The organism is Microbacterium sp. NPDC006705 (assembly GCF_044903545.1).
GTDB classification, from domain to species: Bacteria; Actinomycetota; Actinomycetes; order Actinomycetales; family Microbacteriaceae; genus Microbacterium; species Microbacterium plantarum.
This window is the reverse complement of sequence record NZ_JBJDQQ010000001.1, coordinates 573,364-586,087: the sequence shown is the minus strand read 5'-3', so window position 1 is coordinate 586,087 and position 12,724 is coordinate 573,364. Positions and strand designations below refer to the sequence as shown.

The window sequence follows — 12,724 nt, the reverse complement described above, 5'->3', positions numbered from 1 at the left end:
ACGCCGATGCCTGCCTGCCGAAGGAACCCGATGAAGACCGCCGAGATCGCCCAGCGCTACCTGGACTACTTCGAGAAGAAGGGGCACACGATCGTGCCCTCCGCATCGCTCGTCACCGACGACCCCGCGCTGCTGTTCACCGTCGCGGGCATGGTCCCCTTCATCCCCTACCTCTCGGGCGACGTCCCTGCCCCGTACGCGCGAGCGGCCGATGTCCAGAAGTGCATCCGCACCAACGACATCGAAGAGGTGGGCAAGACGCCGCGCCACGGCACCTTCTTCCAGATGCTCGGCAACTGGTCCTTCGGCGACTACTTCAAAGAGGGCGCCATCTCGTTCGCATGGGAACTGCTGACCAGCCCCGAATCGGAGGGCGGCCTCGGGTTCGACCCGAAGGATCTCTGGGTCACGGTCTACGAAGAGGACGACGAGGCGCGCCAGCTGTGGCTGAAGCACTCGACGCTGCCCGACGAGCGCATCCAGCGTCTCGGCAAGGACACCAACTACTGGAGCACCGGCCTCCCGGGTCCTGCCGGCCCGTGCTCGGAGATCTTCTTCGACCGCGGTCCCGCGTACGGCATCGACGGCGGACCGGCGACCGACGACGACCGGTACGTCGAGATCTGGAACCTCGTGTTCATGCAGTACGAGATCGCGGACGTGCGCTCGAAGTACGACTTCACGATCGTCGGCGAGCTGCCGAACAAGAACATCGACACGGGCATGGGGCTCGAGCGCGTCGCCTTCATCAAGCAGGGCGTCGACAACATGTACGAGACCGACCAGGTGCGTCCCGTGCTCGACAAGGCCGTCGAGCTCTCGGGCAAGACCTACGGCGCGAACCACGAAGACGACGTGCGGTTCCGTGTCATCGCAGATCACATTCGGTCGTCGCTGATGCTGCTCTCCGACGGCGTGACGCCGTCGAACGACGGGCGCGGCTACATCCTGCGCCGTCTGATGCGTCGCGCCATCCGCTCGATGCGCCTGCTGGGCGTCGACGGACCGAGCTTCGCGGAGCTGTTCGCAGCGTCGCGCGACGCGATGAAGGAGGCGTACCCGATCGTCGAGACCGACTACGCGCGGCTCTCGCAGTACGCTCTGGCCGAGGAGGCGACCTTCCTGCGCACCCTGGCCGCGGGATCCGAGCTGCTCGACGAGTCGGTCGAGCAGGCCAAGAAGGCGGGGGAGGGCAAGCTGAGCGGCGCGCAGGCGTTCCTTCTGCACGACACGTACGGGTTCCCCATCGACCTGACTCTCGAGATCGTCGAGGAGGCGGGGCTCAGCGTCGACCGCGGCGCCTTCGATTCGCTCATGCAGGAGCAGCGCGAGCGCGCCAAGGCCGACGCGCGGTCCCGCAAGGGGCAGCTCGCCGACACGAGCGTCTACCGTGACTTCCGCGCTCAGGGCGAGACGGTGTTCACGGGCTACACCGAGCTCGAGACGGGCTCGCGGGTACTCGGCCTTCTGGTCGGCGGCGTCTCCGTCGACCGCGCCAGCCAAGGTCAGATCGCCGAGGTGATCCTTGCCGAGACGGCGCTGTACGCCGAGTCGGGTGGCCAGGTCGCCGACAAGGGCGTCATCGTCGGCCCGGGCTACGAGCTCGAGGTCCTCGACGTGCAGAAGCCGGTGCCCGGTCTCGTCAGCCACACCGTCGAGGTGACGACGGGTGAAGTGGCCGTGGGCGAGGCCGCCACGACGGTGGTGGATGCCGCGAACCGCCGCGCTGCGCAGCAGGCCCACTCCGCGACGCACCTCGTCCACGCGGCACTGCGCGACACGCTGGGCAAGAGCGCGACCCAGGCCGGCTCGCTCAACCGCGCCGGCTACCTGCGCTTCGACTTCTCCTGGGGTCAGGCGCTCTCGCCCGAGACTCGTACCGAGATCGAGGAGATCGCCAACAACGCCGTCCGCGACAACCTCGAGGTCACGACCCGGATCATGTCGCTCGACGAGGCGAAAGCCGCCGGCGCGATGGCCCTGTTCGGTGAGAAGTACGGCGAGACCGTCCGCATGGTCGACATCGGCGGCCCCTGGTCGCGCGAGCTCTGCGCGGGGACCCACGTGTCGTCGAGCGCCGAGGTCGGACTCATCAACCTCATCGGCGAATCGTCGGTGGGCGCGTCGAACCGGCGCGTGGAGGCGCTCGTCGGGCAGGACGCCTTCCGTGAGCTCGCCGCCGAGCGTGCCATCGTGTCGCAGCTGACGACCTCGCTGAAGACGCCGCGCGACCAGCTCGCCGCTCGCGTGGCCGAGCTCGCCGCGAGCCTGAAGGCCGCCGAGAAGCGGATCGCCCAGTTCGAGGCTCGCGCCCTCGCCGACCGGCTGCCGCAGCTGGTGGGCGCTGCGGCGGCCGCCGGCCCGTTCCAGATCGTCGCCGAATCGCTCGGCTCGGCGGGATCGGCGGACGATGTCCGCACCCTGGCACTGCAGGTGCGCGACCGTCTCGGAGCCGACGCCGCAGCGATCGTCGCCCTCGGGGCCGTCGTGGGGGACCGCCCCGTCGTGGTCGTCGCCACCAACGATGCCGCCCGCGCGGCAGGAGCCAAGGCCGGTGTGCTCGCGAAGGCCGCGGCATCCGCTCTCGGCGGCGGTGGCGGCGGGCGCGACGACGTGGCGCAGGGCGGCGGTACGGACGCCGCAGCGCTTCCCGTGGCCCTCCGCGCGGTGCGCGACGCGGCGAGCGGCCTGTGAGCGGATTCCGGCCGGGCGTGCGGCTCGGCGTCGATGTGGGTACGGCCCGCATCGGCGTCGCCCGATGCGACCGCGACGGCCTGCTCGCGGTTCCGGTCGAGACCGTGCCGCGCGCAGAGGGAGATCTCGCACGCATCGGCGCTCTGGCCGAGGAATACGACGCCGTCGAGCTCGTTGTGGGCCTGCCGGTCGCGCTCAGCGGGCGGGAGACCGCGTCGACGGCAGACGCACGCGGTTTCGCCGAGGCTCTCGCGGCCGCCGGACTCCGTGTCCGTCTCGTCGACGAGCGGCTGAGCACCGTGAGCGCCCACAGTGCGTTGCGCGGCTCGGGCCGATCACAGCGATCGTCTCGTAGCATTGTTGACCAGGTCGCCGCCGTAGTGCTCCTCCAGCAGGCACTCGACGTCGAGAAGAGCACCGGTAACCCGCCCGGTGTTCCCGTCGCACCCTTGCAGGAGCACCCCTGACATGACTGACCGCCCGCCGCACGACAATAGCGTCCCGACGAGCCGACGCGCCGCGCGTGCGGCATCCCAGAGTCCGGCGTCCCAGGGTCCGGCATCCACGCCGGGAGGCGCAGCGCGTCCCGACGACTCCTCGCGTGCGGAGCACACCCCGACTCCGGCCGCGGAGCACCGCGGATCGGTGGACGCACCGGCGTCCCGCGAGCAGGATCTGGGCGAACAGGCGTCGTACGGGCAGACGCCGCGGGCCGCTGCGCCTGCTGTCGGCACACTCGACGCCCTCTTCACGGGCGACGTGAGCACGCACGAGGTGGGCGCCGTTCCCAGCCGGCATGATCGCGACCGCAAGAAGAGCCGGATCGCGAAATGGGTCGTCCTCATCGTGATCCTGGCGATCCTCGGCAGCATCGTGGCCGCGGGCGCATGGGTGTGGAACACGTACGAGCCTCAGATCCGCTCCGCGATGGGGTGGGAGGAGCCGAAGGACTTCGAGCCCGGCGAGGCGACCGGCGAGGTGCTGGTGACCGTCGTGAGCGGCGACACCGGGTCGACGATCTCTCAGACGCTCTTCGATCAGGGCGTCACGAAGACGCCCACTGCGTTCTACGATCACCTCATCGCGACGGCACAGGACCCGACGTTCCAGCCGGGGGTGTACGCGTTGCAGCAACGCATGACGTCCGAGGCGGCCCTGACGCTCATCCTCGATCCCGCGAGCAAGCGACAGAACGCCGCCCAGCTGCGAGAAGGCTTGACCGTCGACCAGACCGTCGAGGTGCTCGCGCAGGGCACGGGTATGCCGGTCGAGGACTTCACCGCCGCTGTCGCCGACCCATCCGCGTACGGCGTCGCGGCCGACACGCTGGAGGGCTGGCTGTTCCCGGCGACCTATCAGTTCGACCCCGGGCTCTCGGCCACGGACATCGTGCGCACGATGGTCGACCGCACGCTCGAGTCGCTCGACGCCGCGGGCGTTCCGCAGGAGCGCCACGAGGAGATCCTCACGACGGCATCGATCATTCAGCGCGAGGCGCGTCTGTCCGACGACTTCTACAAGGTCTCTCGCGTCATCGCCAACCGCCTCGCAGACGGCATGCCCCTGCAGATGGACTCGACGGCCCAGTACGGGTACAACGAGATGCACGACGGTACGGTCAGCTCGTCGGCAGAGGCGCTCGAGGACGACAATCCCTGGAACACCTACGTCCGAGCGGGGCTGCCGGCGGGGCCGATCGCGAATCCCGGCGATGAGGCGATCGACGCGGCGATGAATCCCGCAGACGGGCCGTGGCTGTACTTCGTCACCTGGAACATGGACACCGGCGAGACGATCTTCTCCGCGACCTACGAGGAGCACCAGGCCGGCATCGAGCAGTGGCACGCGTGGTGCGACGCGAATGACAACCGCGGCTGCTGACCTGTCTGCGGGAGACCCGCGCCGCTTCGAAGTGTGGGGCTCGCCGATCGGCCACAGCCTGTCACCGGTCCTCCACACCGCGGCGTACTACCGGCTCGGTCTGCCGTGGCGGTACGGGCGGCGGCACGTCGACGAGGCGTCGTTCGCGAGCGAGCTGGCAGCCCTCGGGCCGGAGTTCCACGGGCTGTCGCTCACCATGCCGCTCAAGACACTCGCGCACGACGCGGCTCGGATACGGGATGCCGCGGCGAACGCAACCGGCGCAGCGAACACGCTCCTCCGGACGGGCGATGGGTGGGCGGCGTTCAACACCGACGTCGGCGGGCTCGCGGCTGCGCTCGCGGAGATCGGGTCCGCGGCTGCGCCTCGTGCCCGCATCGTCGGGGCAGGCGCGACGGCGACGTCGGCGCTCCTCGCGCTCGAGCGCATCGGCGTCGGCCGGATCGACATCGCGGCACGACGGCCCGCCGCAGCCGAGCCGTTGCGGACGCTCGCGGCGAGCCGAGGCATCGCGGCGACGGTGTCGCCCCTCGACGCGCCGGCGGGGGAGGTCGAGCTGACCGTGTCGACCCTGCCGGGCGACGCGCCGGTCGCTGACGCCGTCTCTGCGGGTCTCGCCGCGAGCGGGGGCACGCTCTACGACGTCGTCTACGGCACGTGGCCGACAGCGCTCGGACACGCCTGGCTCGCCGCAGGACAGCCGGCCCACCCGGGCGCGACCATGCTGCTGCATCAGGCGGTGCTCCAGATCCGCATCTTCGCGACCGGTTCGCCCGACGACCCGCTGCCCGGCGAGGAGGACGTCGTCGCCGTCATGCGCCGGGCGCTCATGGGAGGATAGACGAATGCTCCGCGTGCTCACGGCCGGCGAATCTCACGGCCCCGAACTCGTCGCCCTCATGGAGGGCCTCCCCGCCGGCGTGCCGGTCTCACGTGCCGCGATCCAGGCCGACCTCGCTCGGCGCAAGCTGGGCTACGGCCGCGGCTCGCGCATGAAGTTCGAGGAGGACGAACTCACCATCTCGACGGGCGTCCGACACGGCTTCAGCCTCGGCAGCCCCATCGCTCTGCGCATCGGCAACACCGAGTGGCCGAAGTGGGTCGAGGTGATGAGCCCCGAGCCGATCGAGCTCACCGAGCGCTCCCGCGGACGCGGTGCCGCCCTGACTCGGCCTCGGCCCGGCCACGCCGACCTCGTCGGCATGCAGAAGTACGGATTCGACGAGGCCCGGCCGATCCTCGAGCGCGCGAGCGCCCGTGAGACGGCCGCGCGCGTGGCTCTCGGCGCGGTGGCCCGGTCGTTCCTGAACGAGCTCGGCATCCGGCTCGTCAGCCACACGCTCTCGATCGGCCCCGTGCGGGTGCCCGGCGGCTCGGCGCTGCCGACGCCCGACGATGTCGACGTGCTGGATGCCGATCCGCTGCGGTGCTTCCACGCCGAGACCTCTGCCGCGATGGTCGCCGAGGTGGACGCTGCGAAGAAGGACGGCGACACGCTGGGCGGCATCGTCGAGGTCCTCGCGTACGGGCTCCCGCCCGGGCTCGGATCCCACGTGCAGTGGGACCGCCGTCTCGACGCGAAGCTCGCGCAGGCGCTCATGGGTATCCAGGCGATCAAGGGCGTCGAGGTCGGCGACGGCTTTGAGACCACGCGTCGTCGCGGCTCCGCGGCACACGACGAGCTTTTCGCGACCGACGCGGGCATCGCGCGCTCGAGCGACAAGGCGGGTGGCACCGAGGGCGGGATGTCGACGGGCACAGTCCTGCGGGTCCGAGCGGGCATGAAGCCGATCGCGACGGTGCCGAAGGCGCTGCGCACGGTCGACGTCGCGTCGGGCGACGCGGCGACGGCTCACCACCAGCGGTCCGACGTGTGCGCGGTGCCGGCAGCCGGCGTCGTCGCCGAAGCGATGGTCGCGATCGTGCTCGCGGAGTCCGTGCTCGAGAAGTTCGGGGGCGACAACGTCGCCGAGACCCGCCGCAACCTCGAGGGGTACCTCGCGGCGATCCCCGAGACGCTGCGCTCGGCGGCGCTGAGCGACGACGCGATCGGATGACCGCCCCCGCGATCGTCCTGATCGGACCGATGGGCGCGGGCAAGTCGAGCATCGGCAAGAAGCTGGCGCGCGTTCTCGGCACGACGTTCACCGACAGTGACGGCCTCGTCGTCCGCGACCACGGCCCGATCGAACGGCTCTTCGCGGAGCATGGCGAGGAGCGCTTCCGTGAGCTCGAGAGGCTCGCGGTCGCCGAGGCTCTCGGGCGCGGCGGCGTCGTCGCCCTCGGTGGCGGCGCGGTGCTGCATCCCGATACGCGGAGCGACATCGCCGCGCACCGCGTGGTGCTGCTCACCGTGTCTGAGCAGACGATCGCCTCACGCCTCGCCGGCACCACGCGCCCCCTGCTCCAGGGTGACGACCCGGTGGGTCGCTGGCGCGAGGTCGCCGAGGGTCGACGCGAGCTCTACGAGCGGCTCGCCGACGCGCGGTTCGACACATCCACCGGCCGGATCCAGGACATCGTCGACGCCATCGCGGCGTGGGCTCAGGAGGAGACGTCATGACAGACACCACCGTCATCACCGTCGGGGGCACCGCGCCCTACGACGTGACCATCGGGCGCGGCATTCTTCCGCTCGTCGGCTCGGCGCTGCCCGAGGCCGCGCGCAAGGTGCTCATCGTGCACCCCCCGACGCTGTCCGCTCAGGCCGAGCGTCTCCGCGAGATCCTGGGGTCGGACCGCCAGGTGCTGCTGGCGGAGATCCCCGACGCCGAGCAGGGCAAGCGCGTCGAGGTCGCGGCGTTCTGCTGGCAGGTCATGGGCCAGGCGGACTTCACGCGCACGGATGCCGTCGTCGGGTTCGGCGGCGGCGCCGTGACCGACCTCGCCGGCTTCGTCGCCGCGACGTGGCTGCGCGGCATCGCGGTCGTGCAGGTCCCCACGACGGTGCTCGGCATGGTGGATGCCGCCGTCGGCGGGAAGACGGGCATCAACACCGCGGAGGGAAAGAACCTCGTGGGTGCCTTCTGGCCCCCGGTCGCCGTGGTCTGCGACCTCGACCTGCTCGACGGGCTGTCGCGCAACGAGCGCGTCGCCGGCTTCGCGGAGGTCGTGAAGGCCGGTTTCATCTGGCACCCCGAGATCCTCGACCTGATCGAAGCGGATCCCGAGGCGGCCGTCGACCCGCACAGCGACGCGTTCCGGCGGAGCATCGAGCTCGCGATCGACATGAAGGCGAAGGTCGTGGGGGAGGACCTGCGCGAAGCGGGGCTTCGCGAGGTCCTCAACTACGGGCACACGCTCGGGCACGCCATCGAGCACGCCGAGCGGTACCAGTGGCGCCACGGCGCCGCGATCTCGGTGGGGATGATGTTCGCGGCCGAGCTGTCGCGTCTGGCGGGACGACTCCCGGATGCCGCAGCCCAGCGTCACCGCGACATCCTCGAGACGCTCGGCCTGCCCACCTCGTACCGTGCGGGTGCGTGGCGCCAGCTGCTGGCGACGATGCAGCGCGACAAGAAGACCCGCGGCGCGATGCTGCGGTTCATCGTGCTCGACGACATCGCCAAGCCGACGGTCCTGCAGGCCCCCGATGAGTCGCTGCTCTTTGCCGCCTATCAGGAGGTCGGAGCCTGAGCCGGCGCGTCGTCATCGGTAGGGTGGGCGCGTGAGCACCCCTCGACGCCTGCTGCTGGTCAACGGGCCGAACCTCAATCTGCTCGGCACCCGCGAGCCCGAGATCTACGGACGCGAGACCCTCGCCGACGTCGAGGCCCTCGTCACCGCGGCGGCGGCGGAACGCGGCGCCGAAGTGCGCTGTGTACAGAGCAACCACGAGGGCGTCCTCATCGACGCCATCCACGAGGCTCGTGCGGACTGCGTCGGCATCGTCATCAACCCCGGCGGGCTCACGCACACCTCCGTCGTCCTCCGCGATGCGCTCGCGGGGGTGTCGCTGCCGGTGGCCGAGGTCCACATCTCGAACGTCTACGAGCGCGAGAGCTTCCGTCACCACTCCTACATCGCCGACGTGGCCTCGGTCCATGTCATCGGCGAAGGCGTCGGCGGATACGCGCGCGCGACGCGACAGCTGCTCGACATCCTCGCGTAGAATCGATCCTCGGCCCGTCGGCCGCCCGACCACACGAACGGAACTCCACACTCATGGCATCGACCGCAGACATCAAGAACGGCGTCGTCCTCAGCATCGACGGTCAGCTTTGGAACGTCATCGAGTTCCAGCACGTCAAGCCCGGCAAGGGTGGCGCGTTCGTGCGCACGAAGCTGAAGAACGTCGTGTCGGGCAAGACCGTCGACCGCACCTACAACGCCGGCGCGAAGATCGAGATCGAGAACGTCGACCGCCGCGACTTCACCTACCTGTACAACGACGGCGACAACTTCGTCTTCATGGACGTCGACGACTACGACCAGATCACGGTCCCCGCCGCCACCGTCGGCGACGCCAAGAACTACCTGCTCGAGAACCAGCAGGTGCAGATCGCGCTGAACAACGGCAACCCGCTCTACATCGAGCTGCCCGCTTCGGTCGTCCTCGAGATCACGTACACCGAGCCCGGCCTGCAGGGCGACCGCTCGTCGGCGGGCACGAAGTCCGCGACGGTCGAGACCGGCTACGAGATCCAGGTTCCGCTGTTCGTCGAGCAGGGCACGAAGGTCAAGGTCGACACCCGCACGGGTGACTACCTCGGCCGCGTGAACTGACGTCGGTCCCCGCCCGATGAGCGCTCGCTCCAAGGCGCGCAAGCGCGCCCTCGACATCCTCTACCAGTCCGACATCCGCGGCGACGACCTCGGGGTGACCCTCGCCGCCGAGGCGAAGCGCGCGGCTCTCGAGCCCGCCCGCGAGGCGTCGTGGCTGTACGCGCGCGAGATCATCGACGGCATCATCGACAACCGCGACGACATCGACGAGCAGATCACGACGTTCGCGAAGGACTGGTCGCTCGCGCGGATGCCCGCCGTCGACCGGGCGATCCTCCGACTCGGCGTCTGGGAGATCGTGTACAACGACGCGGTTCCCGCCGCAGTCGCCATCGACGAGGCCGTCGAGCTCGCGAAGGAGTTCTCGACCGACGGGTCGAGCGCGTTCGTCCACGGCGTCCTCGGTCGGGTCGCCCGACTGGGCTGACCGACGTCGGAGGCACCCTCGAGAATCCTCGTATGAGGTCGAACCCGTGATGGAGAGGGCAGCGCCGTCGTGGCGCGCCGTCCTGGCGCCGGCGGCGTCGGGTGAGAACGCGGTCGCCCTGGGCGTGCAGCTGCGCCAGCGAGAAAGCGCCGCCGACGCTCATTGGGGGCCGCGTCGGGTGCTTCCGGCGACCCCGCGGAGCGTCGCCACCTCCGACGGCGAGCTCCGGCTCGCGGTGCGTCCGCTCTCTCGCAGCGGAACCAGTGGCCGATGGGTGCAGGGCGACGAGAGCTGGGAATCGCTGCGACGCGGTGCGTGGCGGGTCGATCCGGTGCGCGCTCGCTGGTTCTCGACGCTGTACGGCATCGCGCATGACGCTCGGCTGCTCGGCGGCTACGGCGACTCGGAGTGGTTGACGCTCGACGGCGCCGACTCCGAGCTCCTCTGGCCCCACCTTCGCGCCGCGGCCGGTCTCGGCATCCCGATCGTGCCGACCCGGCCCGATCAGCAGGTGCTCCTGGCCGACGGCGCGTCGATCGAGGTGCGGGTGGACAGCGTCGACGGTGACCTGCAGCTCACGCCCGTCGTTCGGTTCGCCGGCGCTGAGGAAACCGCTGCGCATGCGCGTCCGCTCGGACATGTCGGCGTCTACGGCGCCAGCCAGGTCGCGGATGGCCTGCGGGTGGTCTTCGCGCCGGTGGGCTTCGGCCCGGGTGTCCGATCTCTCCTGGCGGCCGGCGACTCGATCCGCGTTCCCGCGGCGGATCGCGAAGAGTTCCTCCGCGAGGCATACCCCAGATTGGCCCGCGAGACGGTCGTCGTGCCCGCCCCGGGAGTCCGATTGCCCCCGCCCGAACGCACGACGCTCGTCGTCACGGTCGATCACGGCCCGCGCGACGAGCTCGCGTACGCGTTCGCCTGGCAGGTGCCCGGCGCAGGCCGCGTCGCGTGGGACGCTGCCGCGGGATCGGCGTCCGCCGATCCTGAGCTCCGAGTGGCCCTCGAGGCGGCGTGGGCGAGCGCTACGGACGACCCGTTCGTGCCCGAAGGAACCCGCAGCGGCGTCGAGGCGGCGGAGTTCACGACCGAGGTGCTGCCGGTGCTGCAGGCGCTCGACGGGGTCCGCGTCGAGGTGTCGGGCGTGACGCGGTCGTATCGGGAGCTTTCGGGCGACCCGCGCATCACCGTGAAGACGGTCGAGACCACCGACGCGGACTGGTTCGACCTCGGCGTGCACGTCGAGGTCGAGGGACGCCGCGTTCCGTTCCGCCCGCTGTTCACCGCCCTCGCGCAGCGTCGGAAGAAGATGCTGCTGTCCGATGGTGCGCACTTCTCCCTTTCGCATCCGGCACTCGACCGTCTGCGCGAGCTCATCGAGGATTCGCGCGACCTGGTCGAATGGGAGACCGGCAGCGCCCGCGTCAGCCGCTATCAGGTGGAGCTCTGGACGGCGTTCGAGGACGTCGCCGACGAGGCGGAGCCGGCCGTACGGTGGCGTGCGGCCGTCGACGACTTCCGCGATGCGGCAGCCGAGGGCGTGCCTGCGGCCGCCGCGGAGACGCCGGTCGGCATCGTCACCCCCCTGCGGCCCTACCAGCATGAGGGGTACGCGTGGCTCGCGGCACTGCGCGACGCGCGCCTGGGGGGCATCCTGGCCGATGACATGGGGCTCGGCAAGACTCTGCAGCTCCTCGCGCTGCTCGAGCGCGAGCGCGAGCGCGGTTCGAGTCGGCCCGCGCTCGTCGTCGCGCCGACCTCGGTCGTGTCGGCATGGCGCGACGAGGCTGCGCGTCATGCCCCGGGCCTGCGCACTGTCGTGGTCGACGGTGTGGGGGCCGCGCCCGAGCGGATCGAGGCGGATCTCGTCCTGACCTCCTATGCGCTGCTCCGCCTCGATGCCGCCGCGTACGCCGAGCGCGAGTGGTCGACGGTCGTGCTCGATGAGGCGCAGTACGTCAAGAACCCGCGGACGCGCGTGCACCGCGCCGTGCTCGGCCTGCGTGCCGATGTCGTCTTCGCTGCCACCGGCACACCGCTCGAGAACAGTCTGACCGACCTCTGGGCGATCCTGTCGCTGACGAGCCCCGGCCTCTTCCCCTCGGCCCGACGCTTCCGGGAGGAGTATGTACAGCCGATCGAGCGTGGCCGTGTCGACGAGAACCTCGAAGGGGGCCGCGCGCGCGAACGCCGGCTTGCGCGGCTGCGGCGGCGCATCCGGCCGTTCCTGCTCCGACGCACGAAGGATGTCGTGGCTCCCGAGTTGCCGCCTCGGCAGGAGCAGGACGTGCGCGTCGAGCTCTCGAGCGGTCACCGTGCCGTCTACGAGCGCGTGCTGCAGCGGGAGCGCCGGAAGGTGCTCGGGCTGCTGGACGATCTCGACAGCCAGCGGTTCATCGTCTTCCGATCCCTGACTCTTCTGCGCATGCTGGCGCTCGCGCCCGCTCTCGTGGACGCCGGTGGGCCGGGTCTCGTCCCGAGCAAGCTCGAGGCGCTCCGCGGGCGCTTGGACGAGGTGATCGCCGAGGGGCACCGAGCGCTCGTGTTCAGTCAGTTCACCTCGTTCCTCGACATCGTCGAAGCCGACCTCCGGGCGCGCGGCACCGGAGTGGTCCGCCTCGACGGTTCGACGAGCAACCGGGCGGCGGTGGTGGAAGCGTTTCGGAAGGGCGATGACCCGGTGTTCCTCATCAGCCTCAAAGCGGGCGGCGTGGGGCTGACCCTCACGGAGGCCGACTACGTCTTCCTGCTCGATCCCTGGTGGAATCCGGCGGCCGAGCAGCAGGCGATCGATCGCACGCACCGCATCGGCCAAGACCGGCCAGTGAGCGTGTACCGCCTGATCGCGGCGGGCACGATCGAGGAGAAGGTGGTGGAGCTGCAGCGGCGCAAGGCACGACTCGTCGGTGCGGTCCTCGACGCCGACGGCGCGTTCTCGAACGCCCTGACCGCCGACGACATCCGCCTCCTGCTGGCGTGAGCTTCCCCTCGCATCGACGT

General features: G+C 70.5%; 11 protein-coding genes. All 11 read left to right on the top strand.

Features of this window, described 5'->3' with window-relative positions:
* Positions 1–30 precede the first annotated feature (30 nt).
* From alaS to ACI2K6_RS02760, 11 genes are read left to right on the top strand one after another with little or no spacing between them, the layout of a single operon-like run.
* The gene (gene alaS, locus ACI2K6_RS02810) at positions 31–2,694 is read left to right on the top strand and encodes an alanine--tRNA ligase (RefSeq protein ID WP_282502435.1); all 2,664 of its coding nucleotides are present in this window, start codon (positions 31–33) and stop codon (positions 2,692–2,694) included.
* Positions 2,691–3,161 carry a Holliday junction resolvase RuvX gene (ruvX, locus tag ACI2K6_RS02805; RefSeq protein ID WP_404568037.1) on the top strand — a complete coding sequence of 157 codons (471 nt, stop codon included), beginning with the start codon at positions 2,691–2,693 and terminating at the stop codon, positions 3,159–3,161. The genes alaS and ruvX overlap by 4 nt, the downstream gene beginning before the upstream one ends.
* A gap of 1 nt (position 3,162) precedes the next feature.
* Positions 3,163–4,575: an endolytic transglycosylase MltG gene (gene mltG / locus ACI2K6_RS02800; RefSeq protein WP_404568035.1), complete on the top strand. Its 1,413-nt coding sequence runs from the start codon at positions 3,163–3,165 to the stop codon at positions 4,573–4,575.
* A complete protein-coding gene (locus tag ACI2K6_RS02795; RefSeq protein WP_404568033.1) occupies positions 4,556–5,416 on the top strand; it encodes a shikimate dehydrogenase family protein in 861 nt (286 codons plus the stop codon). The genes mltG and ACI2K6_RS02795 overlap by 20 nt, the downstream gene beginning before the upstream one ends.
* Positions 5,417–5,420: 4 nt before the next feature.
* A complete protein-coding gene (gene aroC, locus ACI2K6_RS02790) occupies positions 5,421–6,632 on the top strand; it encodes a chorismate synthase (protein WP_404568031.1) in 1,212 nt (403 codons plus the stop codon).
* The gene (locus ACI2K6_RS02785) at positions 6,629–7,138 is read left to right on the top strand and encodes a shikimate kinase (protein WP_282502438.1); all 510 of its coding nucleotides are present in this window, start codon (positions 6,629–6,631) and stop codon (positions 7,136–7,138) included. Before aroC ends, ACI2K6_RS02785 begins: the two co-directional genes overlap by 4 nt.
* Positions 7,135–8,211 (top strand): 3-dehydroquinate synthase, encoded by a 1,077-nt coding sequence (gene aroB, locus ACI2K6_RS02780; protein WP_274177719.1) that lies wholly within the window; start codon positions 7,135–7,137, stop codon positions 8,209–8,211. Before ACI2K6_RS02785 ends, aroB begins: the two co-directional genes overlap by 4 nt.
* Before the next feature lie 31 nt (positions 8,212–8,242).
* Positions 8,243–8,686, top strand: a complete 444-nt coding sequence (aroQ, locus tag ACI2K6_RS02775; RefSeq protein WP_404568029.1) for a type II 3-dehydroquinate dehydratase — start codon at positions 8,243–8,245, stop codon at positions 8,684–8,686.
* 53 nt (positions 8,687–8,739) lie between these two features.
* Entirely contained in the window at positions 8,740–9,300 is a 561-nt protein-coding gene (gene efp / locus ACI2K6_RS02770) for an elongation factor P (protein ID WP_112614292.1), read from the top strand.
* A gap of 16 nt (positions 9,301–9,316) precedes the next feature.
* On the top strand, positions 9,317–9,727 hold the full coding sequence (gene nusB / locus ACI2K6_RS02765; RefSeq protein ID WP_023951206.1) for a transcription antitermination factor NusB: 411 nt from the start codon (positions 9,317–9,319) through the stop codon (positions 9,725–9,727).
* A gap of 49 nt (positions 9,728–9,776) precedes the next feature.
* Positions 9,777–12,704, top strand: coding sequence for a DEAD/DEAH box helicase (locus ACI2K6_RS02760; RefSeq protein ID WP_404568569.1), 2,928 nt, complete (start codon positions 9,777–9,779; stop codon positions 12,702–12,704).
* Positions 12,705–12,724: the final 20 nt, after the last annotated feature.

Coding starts and splice junctions, on each gene's coding strand:
- alaS (WP_282502435.1), top strand. CDS start 31: ATGAAGACCGCCGAGATCGCCCAGCGCTACCTGGACTACTTCGAGAAG.
- mltG (WP_404568035.1), top strand. CDS start 3,163: ATGACTGACCGCCCGCCGCACGACAATAGCGTCCCGACGAGCCGACGC.
- ACI2K6_RS02795 (WP_404568033.1), top strand. CDS start 4,556: ATGACAACCGCGGCTGCTGACCTGTCTGCGGGAGACCCGCGCCGCTTC.
- aroC (WP_404568031.1), top strand. CDS start 5,421: ATGCTCCGCGTGCTCACGGCCGGCGAATCTCACGGCCCCGAACTCGTC.
- ACI2K6_RS02785 (WP_282502438.1), top strand. CDS start 6,629: ATGACCGCCCCCGCGATCGTCCTGATCGGACCGATGGGCGCGGGCAAG.
- aroB (WP_274177719.1), top strand. CDS start 7,135: ATGACAGACACCACCGTCATCACCGTCGGGGGCACCGCGCCCTACGAC.
- efp (WP_112614292.1), top strand. CDS start 8,740: ATGGCATCGACCGCAGACATCAAGAACGGCGTCGTCCTCAGCATCGAC.
- nusB (WP_023951206.1), top strand. CDS start 9,317: ATGAGCGCTCGCTCCAAGGCGCGCAAGCGCGCCCTCGACATCCTCTAC.
- ACI2K6_RS02760 (WP_404568569.1), top strand. CDS start 9,777: ATGGAGAGGGCAGCGCCGTCGTGGCGCGCCGTCCTGGCGCCGGCGGCG.